Origin of the sequence: Facklamia sp. P12950 (assembly GCF_050409465.1) — a bacterium.
Taxonomy (GTDB): Bacteria; Bacillota; Bacilli; order Lactobacillales; family Aerococcaceae; genus Facklamia.
In genome coordinates, this window is the sequence record NZ_JBNUPK010000003.1 from 22,707 (window position 1) to 40,910 (window position 18,204).

General features: G+C 35.5%; 20 protein-coding genes. All 20 read right to left on the bottom strand.

Translation table 11 applies throughout. The annotated features are described in order from the left end of the window. Positions 1 to 89 precede the first annotated feature (89 nt). Positions 90 to 890, bottom strand: a complete 801-nt coding sequence (locus tag ACQV2Q_RS03425; RefSeq protein ID WP_428876486.1) for a hypothetical protein — start codon at positions 888 to 890, stop codon at positions 90 to 92. Between the two features lie 12 nt (positions 891 to 902). Next, positions 903 to 1,442 (bottom strand): transcription termination/antitermination protein NusG, encoded by a 540-nt coding sequence (gene nusG / locus ACQV2Q_RS03430; protein WP_428873018.1) that lies wholly within the window; start codon positions 1,440 to 1,442, stop codon positions 903 to 905. 110 nt (positions 1,443 to 1,552) lie between these two features. Next, entirely contained in the window at positions 1,553 to 1,732 is a 180-nt protein-coding gene (gene secE, locus ACQV2Q_RS03435) for a preprotein translocase subunit SecE (RefSeq protein ID WP_090289890.1), read from the bottom strand. 14 nt (positions 1,733 to 1,746) lie between these two features. After that, positions 1,747 to 1,899 carry a 50S ribosomal protein L33 gene (gene rpmG / locus ACQV2Q_RS03440; RefSeq protein ID WP_258436941.1) on the bottom strand — a complete coding sequence of 51 codons (153 nt, stop codon included), beginning with the start codon at positions 1,897 to 1,899 and terminating at the stop codon, positions 1,747 to 1,749. An 87-nt stretch (positions 1,900 to 1,986) separates the two neighbouring features. Further along, positions 1,987 to 2,520: a peptide-methionine (S)-S-oxide reductase MsrA gene (msrA, locus tag ACQV2Q_RS03445; RefSeq protein ID WP_428876487.1), complete on the bottom strand. Its 534-nt coding sequence runs from the start codon at positions 2,518 to 2,520 to the stop codon at positions 1,987 to 1,989. Positions 2,521 to 2,537: 17 nt separating this feature from the next. Beyond that, positions 2,538 to 3,908 (bottom strand): D-alanyl-D-alanine carboxypeptidase, encoded by a 1,371-nt coding sequence (locus ACQV2Q_RS03450; protein ID WP_428873022.1) that lies wholly within the window; start codon positions 3,906 to 3,908, stop codon positions 2,538 to 2,540. A 288-nt stretch (positions 3,909 to 4,196) separates the two neighbouring features. Further along, the gene (guaB, locus tag ACQV2Q_RS03455; RefSeq protein WP_428875083.1) at positions 4,197 to 5,672 is read right to left on the bottom strand and encodes an IMP dehydrogenase; all 1,476 of its coding nucleotides are present in this window, start codon (positions 5,670 to 5,672) and stop codon (positions 4,197 to 4,199) included. 153 nt (positions 5,673 to 5,825) lie between these two features. Further along, positions 5,826 to 6,590: a DUF1129 domain-containing protein gene (locus ACQV2Q_RS03460; RefSeq protein WP_428873025.1), complete on the bottom strand. Its 765-nt coding sequence runs from the start codon at positions 6,588 to 6,590 to the stop codon at positions 5,826 to 5,828. Positions 6,591 to 6,601: 11 nt separating this feature from the next. Continuing rightward, on the bottom strand, positions 6,602 to 7,702 hold the full coding sequence (ychF, locus tag ACQV2Q_RS03465; RefSeq protein WP_428875082.1) for a redox-regulated ATPase YchF: 1,101 nt from the start codon (positions 7,700 to 7,702) through the stop codon (positions 6,602 to 6,604). Between the two features lie 15 nt (positions 7,703 to 7,717). Then, the gene (locus ACQV2Q_RS03470; protein ID WP_428873029.1) at positions 7,718 to 7,924 is read right to left on the bottom strand and encodes a DUF951 domain-containing protein; all 207 of its coding nucleotides are present in this window, start codon (positions 7,922 to 7,924) and stop codon (positions 7,718 to 7,720) included. Positions 7,925 to 7,948: 24 nt separating this feature from the next. After that, entirely contained in the window at positions 7,949 to 8,827 is an 879-nt protein-coding gene (locus ACQV2Q_RS03475; RefSeq protein WP_428873031.1) for a ParB/RepB/Spo0J family partition protein, read from the bottom strand. Next, positions 8,817 to 9,581, bottom strand: coding sequence for a ParA family protein (locus ACQV2Q_RS03480; RefSeq protein ID WP_428873033.1), 765 nt, complete (start codon positions 9,579 to 9,581; stop codon positions 8,817 to 8,819). The genes ACQV2Q_RS03475 and ACQV2Q_RS03480 overlap by 11 nt, the downstream gene beginning before the upstream one ends. Before the next feature lie 13 nt (positions 9,582 to 9,594). Then, a complete protein-coding gene (gene rsmG, locus ACQV2Q_RS03485; RefSeq protein ID WP_428873035.1) occupies positions 9,595 to 10,320 on the bottom strand; it encodes a 16S rRNA (guanine(527)-N(7))-methyltransferase RsmG in 726 nt (241 codons plus the stop codon). 221 nt (positions 10,321 to 10,541) lie between these two features. Continuing rightward, on the bottom strand, positions 10,542 to 12,449 hold the full coding sequence (gene mnmG, locus ACQV2Q_RS03490) for a tRNA uridine-5-carboxymethylaminomethyl(34) synthesis enzyme MnmG (protein WP_428881930.1): 1,908 nt from the start codon (positions 12,447 to 12,449) through the stop codon (positions 10,542 to 10,544). Continuing rightward, entirely contained in the window at positions 12,449 to 12,940 is a 492-nt protein-coding gene (locus tag ACQV2Q_RS03495) for an NUDIX hydrolase (protein ID WP_428873037.1), read from the bottom strand. The genes mnmG and ACQV2Q_RS03495 overlap by 1 nt, the downstream gene beginning before the upstream one ends. 10 nt (positions 12,941 to 12,950) lie before the next feature. After that, the gene (gene mnmE, locus ACQV2Q_RS03500; protein ID WP_428873038.1) at positions 12,951 to 14,327 is read right to left on the bottom strand and encodes a tRNA uridine-5-carboxymethylaminomethyl(34) synthesis GTPase MnmE; all 1,377 of its coding nucleotides are present in this window, start codon (positions 14,325 to 14,327) and stop codon (positions 12,951 to 12,953) included. Positions 14,328 to 14,588: 261 nt separating this feature from the next. Beyond that, a complete protein-coding gene (locus ACQV2Q_RS03505; RefSeq protein ID WP_428881931.1) occupies positions 14,589 to 15,791 on the bottom strand; it encodes a hypothetical protein in 1,203 nt (400 codons plus the stop codon). Between the two features lie 190 nt (positions 15,792 to 15,981). Continuing rightward, positions 15,982 to 16,944, bottom strand: coding sequence for an RNA-binding cell elongation regulator Jag/EloR (gene jag / locus ACQV2Q_RS03510; RefSeq protein WP_428881932.1), 963 nt, complete (start codon positions 16,942 to 16,944; stop codon positions 15,982 to 15,984). Positions 16,945 to 16,962: 18 nt separating this feature from the next. Next, positions 16,963 to 17,802 carry a membrane protein insertase YidC gene (gene yidC / locus ACQV2Q_RS03515; protein WP_428881933.1) on the bottom strand — a complete coding sequence of 280 codons (840 nt, stop codon included), beginning with the start codon at positions 17,800 to 17,802 and terminating at the stop codon, positions 16,963 to 16,965. Continuing rightward, a complete protein-coding gene (gene rnpA / locus ACQV2Q_RS03520) occupies positions 17,792 to 18,172 on the bottom strand; it encodes a ribonuclease P protein component (RefSeq protein ID WP_428873042.1) in 381 nt (126 codons plus the stop codon). Before rnpA ends, yidC begins: the two co-directional genes overlap by 11 nt. Positions 18,173 to 18,204: the final 32 nt, after the last annotated feature.

The window sequence follows — 18,204 nt, forward strand, 5'->3', positions numbered from 1 at the left end:
AACCCTAAATGGTTTTTTGCCTGCTTGTTTCTACGTCAACTGCATCGATTGATTGAAAGGCCAGTTCATAGTTTTCCTCCTATAAAAATCTAAAAAGTCTTTTGCTTTATTTGATAACGCAAGTAACGTATGTATACGGCTAAGGTCAGAATAAATACAACCGCAATCACAAGATAAAAGAAGTTATGTCTTAATCCAAAGGATGAACGAGGATAATGATGATAGAGTAGCCCTAATTGAAAGATTAAAACAGCCGGCATAATTGCCTGGTTACCATAACGTGCATACAAGTAGCTACTTCCGGCTGCAATAGCAAGAATTAAAAGGCAAGCAAGTGCTATCATCCACCCATTATGACTGTTTAATCCTTTACTCACTAAATAGCTATAAAAAATATGGGCCGTCATACTGATCAACCAACCGGTATGAAGACCAATGGGAAGCTTTAATAGCCAACTTGGTTCGTTCAGGGAGCTTTTATATGAAATTAATTTCATAAAAGAAATAATCCGTCTCAAATAGAGCACCATAAGGATGAAGGTAAATAAATATAATTGTTGCGACCATATCAAAAGATAGACTGTATGGTAAAAAGATAATTCAACTAATTTGGGAGCCACTAACAGTGAATAACTCTGATCAAAAGTTGTAAAAGCCTGTCTCCGTTGTCCCGCAAATAAACCAAACGCTTCCCATAGAATAATGATTGGCCAGAGATAAAAAGTGAATTCTACAGGAAGCAAAACATGAGGAACTTCCTCTAAGACTTGGTTCAAGCTGATGGATTCGATAAAACTGGCATCAAAAACCAACTGTAAGCACAAAACCAAGAGATACATCACCATGGCTAAACGAAAATAGAGGATGTGGTGGTCAGTCTTTTGTTTCATGAAACCACCTAATTAAAGATTGTCTTTGCGCACTTGCATAAAGTCCAATTCGGCTACTGTTTCACGACCAAACATTTCAATAACTACTTTAAGTTTTTGATTTTCTTCACTGATTTCTTCGATTTCTCCAGTCATTCCTGAGAAAGCGCCATCGATAATTTCAACTAAATCGCCCACTTCAACTTCTAATTGAACTTTCTGAGCAGGCTTATCCCCCAAGATCGCTTCCATTTCCTCAGGTAAAAGAGGGGCCGGCTTAGATCCAGCGCCATGTGAGCCTACAAACCCAGTCACGCCTGGCGTATTACGAACAATAAACCAAGACTCATCAGACATCACCATTTCAACTAACACATAACCTGGGAAGGTCTTTTGAATCTTTGTTTTCTTCTCTCCATCTTGCATTTCGGTTACCTCTTCTTCAGGTACTACCACATTGAAGATAAAGTCTTCCATATTCATACTTTCTGCTCGCATCATAATATTCTCTTTTACTTTATTCTCATAACCAGAATAAGTATGCAAAACGTACCATTCCTTATTAGATTCCATAGTTAAATCTCCTTTAATTAATTTCTTGTAAAATAAAAAACCTACAAGGGTGTAGGTTTTATTTGTATTCTATTATAACATGCTTAAACAGATAATAAATAATTTTATGATTATGCGCCTAGACTAATTAACCAGTCGATGAAATTGCCAAATACAAAATCTGTTAAAGCAAAGTATAATCCAAAGAAAATAATCATCATAATTACGGTCCAAGTAAATTTATTTACTTGCTTAGCTGTAGGCCAAGTTACTTTTTTCATTTCTTGGGCAATGCCTTTAATGTAACTCATTATATTCCTCTTTTCTATTTGGTTTCTCTATGAATCGTGTGTTTATTACAATTCTTGCAGAATTTCTTAATTTCTAATCGAGTGGTTTGGCCCGCTTGAGTTGGTATCATTTGATAATTACGGTTTCCACATTCACTACAAGCTAGTGACGCTTTCTTTTGAGCCATTTTCCCACCTCCGTCTTTTGTTTAGAATCATTAAGAATGATAAATAGAAATCTTTTAAATGTCAAGCTTAGCTTAGCATTTACTATCTTAATTCAATTTATCTTTAACCTCTTCAACAAATTTTTTACGCCCGGAACCACGGTAGAAATTTTGATAATGATCCGGTTCTTTGCGGTGAAAGTCTTGGTGATAGTCCTCTGCAAGGTAAAATGTTTGGGCTGGACTGATTGGCACAACAATCGGCTTTTTGAAAACTTGTGACGCTTCAAGTTCTGCTTTCGATTGTTCGGCTTCTTCCTTTTGGGCTTGGGTACTATAAAAAATTTCTGGTCGGTAAGAGGAGCCTCGATCACCGAACTGTCCATCTTTATCAGTCGGATCGACTGAAGACCAATAAATTTTTAGAAGTTCTTGATAGCTTATTTTACTAGGATCGTATTCGATTTTGACAGCTTCTGCATGACCCGTTTGTCCTGAGCAGACTTCTTCATAGGTAGGATTCACACTATCTCCACCCGTATAGCCAGAAGCTACAGAGATAACACCATCTCTTTCATCAAATGGATGAACCATGCACCAAAAACAACCTCCTGCAAAAATCGCCGTTTCTTTATTTTCCATAATTTTACCTCCCTTATTTAATTAAATAAATCCGTAAAGAATTTTCGAACAGCATTCCAAGTATTTTCGCCAGTATTTTGAACATTTCGCCAAGTTTTTTCTAAGATATTGGCTTCTTCGATATCTTCTGCTACTTTTACTGGCACATAATTTCCTCTACCGGACTTTAGAATAGGTAGACGATAATCAGCTATATCGACTTGCATTTTTCCTACAACCTTGCCTGCTTTAACAGGCGCTTTAACGTGATAATTGGTCACTTCTTGATTAGCTGTAAATTGATAAACCAGTCGTGGGGCCGTATCAATAATAGGTACCACTAATTGTAAGTTTGATCCATACATTAATTGTAACTTATTAACTTTGCCATTTTCCACTTTAATGGAGTCTAGGTGAGTAGCTAATGAATTTTCTTCAATAACTGTTTCAATGCGGAAGATATTTTGGGCCCTTTCAATCAATTCTCTACTAACTTGATAAAGCTTTTCGTTTTCACTGACACCTAATACCACTACTATTAGACGTAAATCATTCTTTTCTGTCGTTGCAACTAAATTATAACCATCTTCTTCTGATTTACTGGCAGTCAAACCATCAACATTCTCCATAGCATAAAGTGAATTAGCACTTTCAATTAGCAGATTGGGATTGGTCATTTCAAACTCATCGCTCGTATCTTCTTGAAAAAGCTTTTGATAAATCTGACTAGCTTCCATGCATTCAGGGTATTCATTAATCAGATGATAGGCTATGGTAGCAACTGTTTGAGCAGTCATTTTGTTAGTTCGCCCTTGATAAATGCTTTCAGAATCACCCACTTGATAACGATCACTCACTCCAGTCACATTTATTAAATCAAAATCTTCTTCTCCCCATTCATTTAACTGTTCTTTCATTTGCTTAAGTGTTTCTGCTTCGGATCCAGTTAATTCTTCTGCTAAGGCTAAGGCCGCTCCTCTGGCAGCATTTAAACTAACAGCTTCCATTAAATCTTTTAAGGAATAAGACAAGTCTTGTCTTAAAGGAACATTCGGCAAATTATAATCTTGACTCAAAGCGTAAACCTCGTCCGATATCCATACCTCTTGATCACTGTCCAACTGACCTTGATCAATGGCTTGATACACCCTATATAATAAAAGTAATTGACTAAAAGAACCCACTTCAACTAGCTGGTCCACTTCATGCTTATAAAGGATTTGCCCATTGAGGCCGTCTACAATATAGGCCCCCTTTACTTCCTCAAAAACAGGCATCGCGTTTACCAGATTTTCAGCTATACTTTCTTCCGGCAGAGTATCCATTTCTTGCAAGGAAGCCTCATCAGTGGGATTTGAATCTTTCGATGTAGTCACAGCATAACCATCAGTTGATAGAAAGTTATTCATAAGTAATCCTAAGACAAGTATCCTTTTAATACCGTTTATAAGCAATGTTAGGCTCCACTCCTCACTCTTTATGCTCATTTAAAAGTTGCTTTTTCTATTATACCCAACTGAATAAAAAAAGGTAGTTCTCACTTTCCTATTAAAATAAGCTTTTCCTAATTTAGATACAGAGTTATTCAATTGTTAGCAGCTTTTAATTTTACTTGTCTTTTTTAAGTAAAAAATGATAGAAATTAATAAAAAAGTATCAAAGTCTATTGCAGTAGGCTTTGATACTTCAGTTTATCTTTATCTTGAATAGTTTGGTGCTTCCTTGGTGATATTAATGTCATGTGGGTGAGATTCAATCAGTCCTGCACCAGACATTCTTACAAATTGTGCTTCCTCACGCAATTCTTTAAGGTTAGCTGAACCGGTATAACCCATACCAGATCTTAAACCTCCAACCATTTGGAAGATAACATCTTCAACGGCACCTTTATATGCAACACGTCCTTCAATACCTTCAGGAACCATTTTGTTGGCTTCTGATTTTGATTGGAAGTAACGATCACTTGATCCTGAACGCATAGCAGCTAAAGAGCCCATGCCACGATAAGATTTGTATTTTCTACCTTGATAAATTTCCATTTCACCTGGTGATTCATCTGTTCCTGCTAACATAGAGCCGAGCATAGCCGCATGCCCACCCGCTGCAAGCGCCTTAACAATATCACCTGAATACTTAATGCCGCCATCAGCAATAATGGTTTTACCAAATTCTTTTGCTGCTGAAGCACATTCATAGATAGCAGTTAGTTGAGGAACTCCTACTCCGGCTACTACACGAGTTGTACAAATTGAACCAGGTCCGATACCCACTTTTACAATATCAACACCAATTTCAAATAAAGCGCGTGTCGCTTCGGCTGTTGCTACGTTACCAGCAATAATGGTTACATCTGGGTAAGCCTCTCTGATTTCTTTGACTTTACGAATCACGCCTTCAGAATGCCCGTGAGCGGTATCAATTACAATCGCATCAACTTGTTCTTTAATTAAGGCTTCTGCCCTTTCAAATGTATCACTAGTTATTCCAATGGCTGCCGCCACTAATAGTCTACCATGTTGATCTTTAGCAGCTTGAGGATATTGAATGACTTTCTCAATATCTTTTATAGTAATTAGACCTGAAAGACGTCCTTCATCATCTACTAGTGGTAATTTTTCAATCCGATTTTTATAAAGAATCTTTTCAGCTTCTTCTAGTGAAGTGCCAATGGCTGCTGTTACCAGATTCTCATGAGTCATGTGAGAGCCAATATTATCTTGATAATTTTCAATGAAACGCATGTCACGATTTGTAATAATACCTACAAGTGTCAAATCGTCTTCACTTTTTACAATTGGAACACCTGATATGCGGTAATGACTCATTAAATCTTCTGCTTCTTGCAATAGATTCTCAGGAGTTAAATAAAATGGGTCCAAGATAACGCCATTTTCCGAACGTTTTACTTTTCGTACTTCGTTTGCTTGATCTTCAATAGACATATTCTTATGGACAACACCTAATCCTCCCTGTCTGGCTATAGCAATCGCCATGTTCCCATCCGTTACGGTATCCATACTGGCTGATAAGATGGGAATATTTAGTTTTAAATTAGGGGCTAATTGGACTGATAAATCGACATCATTTGGTAATACCTCACTATGAGCTGGAACTAACAAGACATCATCAAATGTGTAACCTTCACGCGCAAATTTTGTTTCCCAAGATGACATTATTTTCCTCCTATATGTTTTTGATTCTCTACAAGCGATTCGACGATAATTTCCAACTAATTTAACATGTTAGTGGGAATGAAACAAGTTTTTTGCAGATGTTAGATTATGAGAAGTATTTAATGTTCGTCTTTTTTATCAAACAGCATGCCCTTAAAAGAGTCCACCAACTATTTTCCACTTTCTCTTTAAGTAATAACGTAAGACCAAAGTAATTACACCCAGTATGATATAGCCCATAGGCGGTAAAATTGGGTTAATTACCGGCGGTATAAAGGCTTGACTTAACATAATTAAACCAATCCAAGCCATCATTGCAATTGTAGATGCCATGAAATAGCGCCCATAACCCTTTTGCCCTTTAGGAGCATCCAAGTCTGGTAAGACTTTTGCTGTTCGCATCATCGCATAACCACCGATAGCATAATTGAGGATAACTGTTAGGATACCCATATAGAAATTTTCTTGAACATTTGAACTCCCACTTAAACCAAATACACCCGTTATTAGGGTGAAAATAGCTCCTAACATTAACCCACCATCGACAGCAATTTGCCAATCCGGTGACTTCTCTTTTTCTTCATGCTCTTTTACTGCTTTACTAATAATAATCTGACTAGTTTCACTAGGCGTTCCATAAATATGTTTAGCAGTATGACCATCTTTTTGCCCTTCTAAAAGTGTATCTACCATTTCCAAATAAACTACTTGACAATTTGCTTGTGATATTTGTTCTTCTTTTAAGTAGCGATCAATGTCTAGCATAAATTTTAGATTACGTTTGGTTAACTGGTCCACCTTTTCTTGTGGTACCCCAGTTAATATCGAGCTTTCTTGACTTTCAACTGCCACTTGATTTTCAAGTGGTTGGCTATTTGAGACTTCTTCTACAACTTTTTCTTCTTGCTGATCTTTCATTGAATTTCCTCCTATACATTAAAGCGAAAGAGCATAATGTCTCCATCTTTAACTATATACTCCTTACCTTCTGAGCGATAGAGGCCTTTTTCTTTTACTGCTTGCTCAGAGCCATACTTCACTAAATCATCATAAGCCATGGTCTCTGCACGAATAAATCCGCGTTCAAAATCTGAGTGAATCACACCGGCTGCTTGTGGTGCCTTCATTCCTACTTTAAAAGTCCAAGCTCGAACTTCTTTTTCACCGGCTGTAAAATAAGTTCCCAAACCAAGCAATTTATAAACTGATTGAATTAAGCGGTCAAGACCTGAAGTTTTTAAACCGTAATCTTCTAAGAAACTGGTCTTTTCTTCATCATCTAGTTCTGCAATCTCTTCTTCTAAACGAGCGGAAACAGGAACAACTTCTGCGCCTTGCTGGTCAGCTAATTCACGAACTTTTACTAAGAACGGGTTTCCTTCTGGATTGCTAACTTCTTCTTCACCTATATTGGCAACATAAAGCATTTTCTTACGTGTTAACAAGAACAAGTTATTGACGTAAGGTAATTGTTCATCGTAAAACTCCACACTATTAGCTAATTGGTTGTGTTCCAAAGCCTCTTTTAATTTTAAAAGTACTTCATGCTCAGCAACAGCCTCTTTGTCTTTAGTACGTGCTAACTTTTCAACTTTAGTAATTCGTTTTTCAATGGTTTCTAAATCTGCCAAAATCAGCTCTAAGTTAATGGTTTCAATATCTTCAATCGGATCAACTTTACCTGAAACGTGAGTAATATTAGAGTCTTCAAAACAACGCACAACGTGACAAATGGCATCTACTTGGCGGATATTGGCTAAGAATTTATTACCCAGCCCTTCCCCTTTACTCGCTCCTTTTACTATCCCTGCGATATCGGTGAATTCTATTGTAGTCGGGATGGTTTTTTTTGGTTTGACAAGGCGAGTAATCTCTGTCAAACGTTCATCAGGGACTTCCACAACCCCTACGTTAGGATCAATAGTAGCGAAAGGATAATTTGCCGCTTCCACTCCAGCTTTAGTAATTGCATTAAATAAAGTTGATTTGCCCACATTTGGTAGTCCCACAATTCCTGCTGTTAATGCCATAATTTCACTCTCTTTCTAAAGGTTTACTTCTTGATGTTTTTTAAGAATTTTTTTCATCTTCTTTTCAAAGTCACGGCGTGTCATGGTAACAATATGCTGACAATTTTCACAACGTATACGAATATCCATACCCATTCGTATAATTTGCCAGCGATTAGTTTGACAAGCATGTGGCTTTTTCATTTCTACTATATCGAACTTATCGTAAGCTTTTGGATCCATTTTGACCCTCCTATTTGTCACTATTTAAACTTGAATGTTAAGTAAGTCTAGAATTCTTGTCAAATCTGAATCGTTGACGAATTCTAATTCAATTTTTCCCTTGTTTCCTTTTGAAACAATTTTAGCGGGTGTCCCAAACTTTTCTTCCATTTGATTTTCAATTGCTAACCAAAGTGGTGATTTATTTTCGGTTCGTCCCTTTTTCGTCATTTTTGGTAATGATTGATTATATTTTTGTACTACTTCTTCTAACTGACGCACTGTAAGCTGTTCTTTAACAACTTTTTTAGCTAAATTCTCCATCTGACTCTTATCTTTTAACCCTAAAATAGTGCGTGCTTGGCCCATAGATAGTTTTTCTTCATTTACTAACTGTTTAATTGGATCTGGCAATTGAAGTAAACGAATATAATTGGCTATATAAGGGCGACTTTTCCCAATACGTTCAGCAACTTCTGCTTGCGTTAGTTTTAAACGTTCCATTAGCATATCATATGCTTCTGCTTCTTCTAAAGGACTCAAGTCTTCTCTTTGCAAGTTCTCTATTACAGCAATCTCAATCATTGCTTCTTCATCAAGTTCTCTAACAATTGCTGGAATGGTTGTTTTGCCTGCCAATTTAGAAGCACGTACCCTACGCTCTCCTGCAATAATTTCATATCCTTTAATAGAGGATTTTCTAATAATAATAGGTTGGAAAACACCCGTTTGACGAATCGATTCCGCTAACTCATTCAAAGCATTGAGATCAAAGTGTTTTCTAGGTTGGTAGGGATTTGGACGAATATCTTCTAATTTAATTTCGGTGACCATTTCGTGATCGTTAGGTACTTCTTCATAAGCTGAACTAAAGAGAGCTTCCATTCCACGACCTAGTCCACCTTTTTTTGGTTTATTGGCCATTATTGATCACTTCCTCTGCCAATTCTTTATACATGATGGCTCCTCTAGATTTTGGGTCATAATCAATTACTGACAAACCATAAGATGGAGCCTCTGACAAACGAATGTTTCGTGAAATTACCGTATCATATACTTTCTCTTGGAAGTATTTACGTACTTCATCAACTACTTCATAGCCCAAGTTCGTGCGCGCATCTAGCATAGTTATTAATACACCTTCAATTCTGAATTGAGGATTTAATGACTTTTGAACTAAGCGGATTGTATTTAATAATTGACTTAAACCTTCTAAGGCATAATATTCTGCTTGAACCGGAATCAAAATTGTATCAGATGCTGTAAAGGCATTAATAGATAATTGCCCTAAGGACGGTGGACAATCTACTAAAAGATAATCATAATCTTGCTTTATTGATTCTACAGCTTCTTTTAAGCGAAATTCGCGGTCTTTAAAATTTACTAATTCAATTTCAGCAGCTGCTAAAGAAATAGTTGATGGGATAATATCTAGATTTTCTCTAGAAGTGGTTAAGATACTATCCTGAATAGGTACTCGATCGACCAGCACTTCATATAAGCTATAAGTCACATCGCCTCTTTCAATTCCTAAACCGGAAGTAGCATTTCCTTGAGAATCGGAGTCAATAACCAGTACCTTTTTCCCCATAAAGGCTAATGCTGCACCCAAATTAACAGTTGTGGTTGTTTTACCAACTCCGCCTTTTTGGTTGCCGATTGCAATCATTTTTCCCATATGCTTCCTCCTTTTATTTTATAGGCTGTTTGCTTGGCTTACCTGCTTTACGCGGGTATTTATTGGGAGTATCTAATGTTTTTTCTATTAATAATAGTGTTCTCTCACCTTCATCTTCAGGCAGATAAGTTTGCACCACTTGTTCTAACTTTGCTCCTAATGTTTTAATCGCCTTTTCAGCTTCTTTTAATTCCGTATTTGTTTGTTCATGGCTGCCTTTTAAAACTATAAATTTTCCACCTTTTTTTAGTAAAGGAAGACAGTACTCAGCTAAAACATTTAAAGGAGCTACTGCCCGAGCAGTCACTAAATCAAATTGTCCACGATAATTTGAATCTTGGCCCACATCTTCAGCCCTGCCATGGAGAAACTCTATTTGTTCAAGTTTTAAATTGGAACTTAAATCTTTTAAAAACTGAATACGTTTATTTAAAGAATCGATAATCGTCAGTTCAATTTCAGGATGAATAATTTTGATTGGTAAGCTTGGAAAACCTGCTCCCGCTCCTACATCACACATCTTCAAATAATAGTTCGCTAAAGGTAAATGCCACAGCGGCATTAAAGAATCATAGAAGTGTTTAAGATAAACTCCTTCTTTATCAGTAATAGCTGTCAGATTAACTTTTTGATTCCATTCAATTAACCACTGATAATAAGTGGAAAACTGTAGCAGTTGATCGGGACTAATTGATAATCCTTGATCTTGCAATTTCTTTTTAAACTGATTTTCTTCCATATAATCCCTCTCATTTTGGTAATTGTGAAACAATGTTTCACAGCAACTTTACTTTACTAAAATAACTACTCAATAGCAACATCTATCCTTCAATAAATTTCGAAAGATAATTAAATTACTTAAATTTATAGTATCTGCTTTTTTCATTTTAAAAAGATCCCTTCTTAATTAGCTTGCTAATTGAGAAGAAGATCTTTATCTTTTTGGTGATTTTTAGTTGATTATTGATGAGATTCAATTTTTGCAATTTTACCCTGTTGAATATAGATTGAAAGAATGGCAATATCAGCCGGATTGACACCTGAAATTCGACTAGCCTGTCCAATGTTAGAAGGTCGAATTAATTTTAATCTTTCTCTTGCTTCAGTTGCTAAGCTATCCACTGCATCGTAATCTAGGTTTTCAGGAATTATTTTTTCTTCCATAGCTTTAACACGATCGACCTTATGGTTAGCTTTATTAATGTAGCCTGCATATTTGATTTGAATTTCAACTTGTTCTCCTACTTGTCGATTAACTTCAGTCATTAAAATAGGTAAAGCTTTAATCAATTCAAAATATTTAATTTCCGGTCTTTTTAAAAGTTCACTAGCTAAAATTCCATCTTTAAGTGGCGTTGAATTGATTCTTTCAAAATACTCTGTTAAACCCTCTGTACTTGGCTTAATACGAATAGACGCTAAGCGATCAAGTTCTGCTTTTACAGCAGCTTCTTTCGTTTTAAAATGCTGATAACGTGCTTCATCCACTAATCCAATTTTATAGGCTTTTTCTGTCAAACGGAAATCTGCATTATCATGACGTAGTAATAAACGGTATTCAGCCCGAGAAGTTAGCAAACGATAAGGTTCAGTCGTTCCTTTTGTTACAAGGTCATCAATCATAACACCAATGTAACCTTCTGAACGCGTTATAATAAAAGGGTCTTTGTCAAAAGCCTTATGGCAAGCATTGATTCCTGCAACAATTCCTTGTCCTGCTGCTTCTTCATAACCACTCGTTCCATTCATTTGACCGGCAGTGAATAAGCCAGGTAAATCTCGCACTTCTAAGGATAGCGTTAATTGATGGGGTACCACTACATCATATTCAATAGCATACCCTGCTCGCATCAATTTTGCTTCTTCTAAACCTTCTACTGAATGGAGCATCTCTAGTTGGACATCTTCTGGTAAAGAAGTTGACAAGCCTTGGACATACATTTCTTTAGTATTACGACCTTCAGGTTCGATAAACACTTGATGGCGTGGTTTGTCACTAAAACGAACTATTTTGTCTTCTATTGATGGGCAATACCTAGCCCCTACTCCTTCAACTATTCCCGAAAACATAGGTGCTTTATGCAAATTATTTCTAATTATATTATGCGTTTGACCATTGGTATGTGTCAACCAACAAGATATTTGATCTTGCAAATAATCTTTATCATCTGTCAAATAAGAAAAATGATTCGCTTTAATATCGCCAGGCTGTTCTTCTGTTTTGTCAAAATGGACTGAGTCATAATGCACTCGTGGAGGTGTTCCAGTTTTAAAACGAGTTAATTCAATCCCTAATTCCATTAAATGTTCAGACAGTTTAACAGAAGGTAGGGTGTTATTAGGACCGGAAGAATAGGCTAAATCTCCAATAATAATTTTTCCTCGTGAAGAAGTACCTGCCGTTAGAACTACAGATTTAGCACGATAAATAGCCCCCGAATTGGTAATAATACCGCGACATTGATTTTCTTCAATTAAAAGTCTTTCAACAAGTCCTTGTTTGAGGTCTAAATTATCTGTTTCTTCTAAGACTTGCTTCATTGTATTGGAGTAATGTTGCTTATCAGCTTGAGCTCTGAGTGCTTGAACTGCTGGTCCTTTACCGGTGTTTAAAAGACGCATTTGGATATAAGTCCTATCTATATTACGTCCCATTTCTCCACCCAGTGCATCAATTTCACGTACAACGACCCCCTTAGCAGGTCCACCAATTGATGGATTACATGGCATAAAGGCTACCATTTCTAGATTCATCGTAATTAAAAGTGTTTGAGCACCTAGTCGAGCTGAAGCTAAAGCTGCTTCCGAACCTGCATGCCCGGCTCCTACAACAATTACATCATATTGACCCGCTTCATATGTTTGCATTATATTTCACCTCTGTTTTTCATAAATTCAACCTGATGGTCGATTAAGTCACCCTTTTTATCATAAGCAAATTTAGCCCAAAAATAAGGTTTGTTTTCTAAGACCCATTGTAAAAAGAGATAATCCCCTTCCCAAATTGGTTTGTCCAAGACATCGTCATAATCCACCCACTCTAAAGTCCCTTCGTCACAGTCCTTTAATAGGTCTCCTTCAAAATCTGTCACTCTATAGACAAAAGAATACCAATCTCTATCATCATGGGTAAAATCTGGAAAAGTTATGAAACCTAAGGGGATTAAGCTTTTGGCCCTTAGACCCGTTTCTTCATAAATTTCACGAATTGCACACTCTTGAGGACTTTCTCCTGCTTCAAATTTTCCACCGACGCTAACCCATTTTCCTCCATGGATATCATTTTCTCTTTTATTACGGTGGAGCAATAATAACTGTTTTCCATTATCCAGATAACAAATTGTAGATAATTGTTGCATTATAGCTTTCCTACTTTCCTAAACAGAATTGACTAAATAACTTATCTAATAATTCATCTTGTACGCTATCACCTGTTATTTCGCCCAAAAGATCCCAGGCTCTAGTAAAATCTATTTGTACCAAATCAACAGGTACGTCTGCTTGACAAGCATTCACAACTTCGTCAAGCGCTTGAATTGCTTGCTTTAGTAAATTAGTATGACGTGAATTAAGTAAATAATTAATATCATTCGACTCTAAATTTCCCGTATAAAACAAATTTTCAATTCTTTCTTCTAGTAGATTTAATCCTTGATCTTTTAAGATTGAAATTGGGATGATTTCCTCTTTATTTACTACATTTGTCAACTTTGTAAAATCAATTTGACTCGGCAAATCGGTTTTATTTAATAAAATGATTCGCTTTTGATCCTTTGTCAAAGATAAAAGTTCTTTGTCAATTTCTGTCAAAGCTTCAGATTGATTTAAAATCAAAATAACTAAATCAGATTCTTCCATAATTTTACGACTTTTAGCCACACCAATTTGCTCTACCAATTCATCAGTTTGGCGAATGCCTGCTGTATCGATTAAATGTAGGGGGACTCCTTTGACATTGATGTATTCTTCAATAGTATCTCGAGTTGTTCCAGCGATATCAGTTACGATTGCTTTGTCAAATCCAGTTAAGTAATTTAGTAAACTCGACTTACCAACATTTGGTTTACCTATAATAGCTGTTCGTATTCCTTCACGGAAAAGACGGCTATTTTGAGCTTTTTTCAAAATTTGATTTATTTTATTTTTTACATATTGTGCTGTTTCTATAAGAGTTTGACTAGACATCTCTTCAACATCATCATATTCCGGATAATCAATCGTTACTTCAATTTGAGCTAAACTTTCAAGCATTTCTTGGCGCAATTGTCTAATTTGCTGAGATAGGGTTCCTTTTAATTGGTTTAGAGAAGCGTCCATAGCTTTACCTGTTTTAGCTTGAATTAAATCCATCAAAGCTTCTGCTTGTGACAAATCAATGCGACCATTTAGAAAGGCGCGCTTTGTAAATTCACCTGGTTCAGCCATGCGCGCACCTTCTAATAAACAACTTTCCAGGATTCGCTGCATAGCTACGATACCACCATGACAATTAATTTCTACTATGTCTTCACGTGTATAGGTTTTTGGTCCTTTTAAGATAGTGACCATTACTTCATCTAAGACTTTTTGATCCTTATCTACTATATGACCATAATGGATGGTATGACTTTCAACCTGACTCAAGTCTTTGCCTTTAAATATTTTTTTTATTATTGGCAAAGCATCCGGACCACTCATACGTACTATTCCAATAGCTCCCTCGCCAATTGCGGTTGAGATAGCTGCAATTGTGTCTAAAATATACATACTTAATACCCCCTTTAATCATAAAAAAAGTGCTCAACGAAAGATACCTAAGTTTTTTAGGTCATTCGAAAGCACTTTGACTGCCTGTCTATTTATCGTAGTAATTGTATCAAATCGTTATTCTTCTTGCAAGATAGGTGTGAAACTGTTTAGATAAATTATATTTAAAAGAGAGTGTCTAACTTTTTTTTAACATAAGCTCTCCAAAACATTTGCCTTAATAAAAACACCATTCCTCTAATTAAGAATGGTGATCTTCACTTATTCTAAGGTTAATTCTTCACTACTCAAAGGCGTTTGCGTATTACTACTATCTTCTTGCTTGACCCATTTGGGATCTATTTGATGAATTCCATTAGGAGGATAAGATATGGCATTGAGTAGCATACCATTTCCAAACACTTCTAAACTCACTTGATTAACAGAGTAATAGTCAGCAATATTCACCATCATGGCAATTGCTACCGCTTTTTCACCTGCTGGATATCGGTTTAAACTAGCAACAACACCGCTTGAAAAATTGAGATGGGCAATTCCATTGGACTCATAAATATCAACCACTTGTATTTCGGGAGTAATCCATTGGTTATCGTAATAAAAGCGCTGAAAAGCTGTTGCTAGGGTATCGTTTGTTTGCCAGGCAAAGTCAACTGTCTCTTTTTGAATAAAAGGTTCTTCTGTTGAAGATTGAGGCATGTACCAATCCATTTTGCTTACTAACATTACATTATCTGTAATCGATTCTGCAAGATAATATTCCTCTTTATTTTCTTGCCATTGAGCAATAATCCCTTTATTAGCAGCAAATAGCTGATGTCTTTCGCCCTCTTCAAATTGAGTCACAACTTCAATCACTTCTTGATAGATTTGATCACCGATATTCACTTCTTTATATAAGCCGACGATTTTTGAAGGAATGTTACCGTCATATAACCATTCAGTTCCTACTTTTAAAGGAGATTGTAAAATGATTAGACCTTTTTCTAATTGATTAGCTTCTATTGAGTTTTTTAAATAATTAGTAAATCGACGCTCTTTTTCATATTTTCCGTATAGTTCAATCACTTCAGTATTCCAACGATAGAGTTCAATGGTTTTTTCATCAGCTAGCGTCTCTCTCACTTGCATCTGTTGGCTTGTTTGATCCATATATTCAACATAGCTAGTTTTACCATTGGAAAGGATTTTTACTTGATTAGCATTATAAGGAAGAAAATTTTCTAAATTATAGTTTACATCTTCTCCTTCTTTAATCCACGAGTTAGGATCAATAACTACTTGGTCGGATGTATTGGCTTTCTTATTATTTATTTGATCTAGCTGTGTTTCTTTATTTTCTGCTTGTTTCTTCTCTATCTTCATTTGGTTTTCTTTACTCAATTTAATCATAGGTTCTTGTTTACAAGCTGATAAAGTAATAACAATTAACAAAAGCCAAAATATCTTTCTGCCAGACAGACTCAAATCCGTCACCTCCTAAAACAAGCTATATTATATCATAATTTTTATAACCTTCTAATATAATTTTACTAGTGCTTCGTTTTAAAAATAAGACCATTGATTTATTCATGATAATTTTCAATTATGACTAAACATTTATAAAAAAGGTTTGAGAGAAAAAATCCCTAAGCAGAGCTTAGGGACGTAATTAATATTATGGGACGTAATCTACCACTAAATATCGATTAGGATCTTTACCTTCAGAGTGGGTTGCAATATGCTCATATTGTCCAAGATAAGCATGAATTTGTTTGCGTTCATAAGCAGGTAACGGATCTAGGATGACTGTTTGTTTGGTAGTTAAAACTTGCTCAGCAGTTCTTTCTGCCATTTGTTCAAGTACATTTAAACGACGGTCACGGTAATCCCCAACATTTAATAAAACTGAGATTCGTTTACGATCACGTCTATGCAATAAAACCTGAACTAAAGTCTGTAAGGAATTGATAATTTTTCCATGTTTACCAATGACTAAACCTGATTTGTCCGTTTCAATATTAAAAACTAACTGATTACCTCTTAATTCGTATTCAATGTGCGATTCTGCACCATATAAACGAATAACTTCTTCGAGGTAATGGCAAGCCGCTTGATACTCTTCTTCTATTGTAGATTCACTTTGTGCAACCTCTGTTTCAGACGTTTGGTTTTCATTTGAAACTTTTTCACTCACTTTTAGCTCGACTGTTTCAGATTTTTGAACAGATTTTTTATCTTCTGCTTGTTTTTCAATGGAAGATTCTTTTTCTAAAACAACATTGTCAGTTTTTTTTGGATCGTGAACCTCTTCTTTAACAGGCTCACTGTGTTTTTGATTATTTTGACGGATATAATCTTTAGTTTTATTTATTGTTTCTTTATGTTTTTGACCTGTTTTATCCTTATGTTCCATTCCAACTTTTTTTTCTAATTGATTGGTTAATTCTTTTAATGATAGATCAGTCTTAGCTTCAATATGAACTACTGCTTCTTGCTTACCGAAGCCAAAGAAACCTTTTTTTCCTTCACTTATAATACGGATATCGGCTTCTTCTCGACTAATTCGCAATTGTTTTAACCCTTTTTCAATAGCTAATTCGACATTTTCAGCCCTAACAGTCATATTATGATCTAACATATCATCACTCCTTTTAATTTATTTACGACTTTTAACTTTTTTCAAGGCCTTACGCAATTGACGCTCTTTTTCTTTTTCATGAGCGATGCGTTCTTGGCGTTCTTTAATCATTTTATATGGATTGTTAAAAATTAAAATAATAATTACAGTAATTAAATTCGATATAAACCAATAAAGTGAAACTGCACTAGGTAAAGCAAAAGATATAGAGAAAATCATAATTGGCATAGTTATCATCATAATTTTCATTGAAACATTTTGTTGAGGATTTGCTTTACTACTTAGGTAAGTAGATAAAAATGTGAATAGAGCCGCTAAAAGAGGGAAAATAAAGTAAGGGTCTGGTTGTCCTAAATCAACCCAAAGAAACTGTCCTTGTCTTATAAGCTCTGTTCGCGAAATCACTTGATACAAGGCCATCAAAATTGGTAATTGAATTAAAGTTGGTAAGCAACCTGCGAATTGATTAACTCCTTTTTCATCAAACAATTCTTGTTGCTCAGCTTGAAGTAACTCCATTGAGTGACGATCTTTGTGAGGGTACTTAGCTTTAATGGCTTCAATTTCCGGTTGTAACTCCATTATTTTATTTTGAGATTTCATCTGCATTAATGTCAAAGGGGTTAGCAAAAGACGAATTAAAAGGGTTAAACTAATAATACCTAAACCAAAATTATGACCCATTAAACCACTTAGCCAAACAATAAATTGAGAGAAGGGATAGAGAACAAATTGATCCAAAAGATTTGATGAATCGTTAGTAATCGGTTCATTAATATTTGCACAAGCAGATAATACCACTACAATAGCTGATAGCAGTGAAAGTTTTAAAATTTTATTTACTTTTTTATTGCTCATTACGACCTCCAGATTTTTCTAGTTTAAATAATGGTTGGATAATTTTAGCTTTCTTCATAACGTGAATAATCGATTTCTTTATTTGCTTTAAATCCTTATCACAAATATCCTTACGAGCAATCAATAGAAAATCAACTTCAGGAATAACCATATCTTCCACCTCATGCAAGGCTTGTCTTAAATAGCGTTTTATTTGATTTCTAAAAACTGCATTACCTAACTTTTTACTTACTGACAAACCGACACGAAAATGTTTTTGACCTGGTTTTGAATAGGTATAAATAACCAGTTGACGGTTTGCTGTAGAGTTTCCTTGATGAAAGACTCTTTGAAAATCCTTATCACTTTTTACTCGATATTCTTTTTTCATTAGACTATCACTCCGATGTTTTAGAGTCCTCA

Bases quoted from the DNA above. Each gene is read 5' to 3' on its own strand.
- ACQV2Q_RS03425 (WP_428876486.1), bottom strand. From the start codon at position 890: ATGAAACAAAAGACTGACCACCACATCCTCTATTTTCGTTTAGCCATG.
- nusG (WP_428873018.1), bottom strand. From the start codon at position 1,442: ATGGAATCTAATAAGGAATGGTACGTTTTGCATACTTATTCTGGTTAT.
- secE (WP_090289890.1), bottom strand. From the start codon at position 1,732: ATGAGTTACATTAAAGGCATTGCCCAAGAAATGAAAAAAGTAACTTGG.
- rpmG (WP_258436941.1), bottom strand. From the start codon at position 1,899: ATGGCTCAAAAGAAAGCGTCACTAGCTTGTAGTGAATGTGGAAACCGT.
- msrA (WP_428876487.1), bottom strand. From the start codon at position 2,520: ATGGAAAATAAAGAAACGGCGATTTTTGCAGGAGGTTGTTTTTGGTGC.
- ACQV2Q_RS03450 (WP_428873022.1), bottom strand. From the start codon at position 3,908: ATGAATAACTTTCTATCAACTGATGGTTATGCTGTGACTACATCGAAA.
- guaB (WP_428875083.1), bottom strand. From the start codon at position 5,672: ATGTCATCTTGGGAAACAAAATTTGCGCGTGAAGGTTACACATTTGAT.
- ACQV2Q_RS03460 (WP_428873025.1), bottom strand. From the start codon at position 6,590: ATGAAAGATCAGCAAGAAGAAAAAGTTGTAGAAGAAGTCTCAAATAGC.
- ychF (WP_428875082.1), bottom strand. From the start codon at position 7,702: ATGGCATTAACAGCAGGAATTGTGGGACTACCAAATGTGGGCAAATCA.
- ACQV2Q_RS03470 (WP_428873029.1), bottom strand. From the start codon at position 7,924: ATGGATCCAAAAGCTTACGATAAGTTCGATATAGTAGAAATGAAAAAG.
- ACQV2Q_RS03475 (WP_428873031.1), bottom strand. From the start codon at position 8,827: ATGGCCAATAAACCAAAAAAAGGTGGACTAGGTCGTGGAATGGAAGCT.
- ACQV2Q_RS03480 (WP_428873033.1), bottom strand. From the start codon at position 9,581: ATGGGAAAAATGATTGCAATCGGCAACCAAAAAGGCGGAGTTGGTAAA.
- rsmG (WP_428873035.1), bottom strand. From the start codon at position 10,320: ATGGAAGAAAATCAGTTTAAAAAGAAATTGCAAGATCAAGGATTATCA.
- mnmG (WP_428881930.1), bottom strand. From the start codon at position 12,449: ATGCAAACATATGAAGCGGGTCAATATGATGTAATTGTTGTAGGAGCC.
- ACQV2Q_RS03495 (WP_428873037.1), bottom strand. From the start codon at position 12,940: ATGCAACAATTATCTACAATTTGTTATCTGGATAATGGAAAACAGTTA.
- mnmE (WP_428873038.1), bottom strand. From the start codon at position 14,327: ATGTATATTTTAGACACAATTGCAGCTATCTCAACCGCAATTGGCGAG.
- jag (WP_428881932.1), bottom strand. From the start codon at position 16,944: ATGTTAGATCATAATATGACTGTTAGGGCTGAAAATGTCGAATTAGCT.
- yidC (WP_428881933.1), bottom strand. From the start codon at position 17,802: ATGAGCAATAAAAAAGTAAATAAAATTTTAAAACTTTCACTGCTATCA.
- rnpA (WP_428873042.1), bottom strand. From the start codon at position 18,172: ATGAAAAAAGAATATCGAGTAAAAAGTGATAAGGATTTTCAAAGAGTC.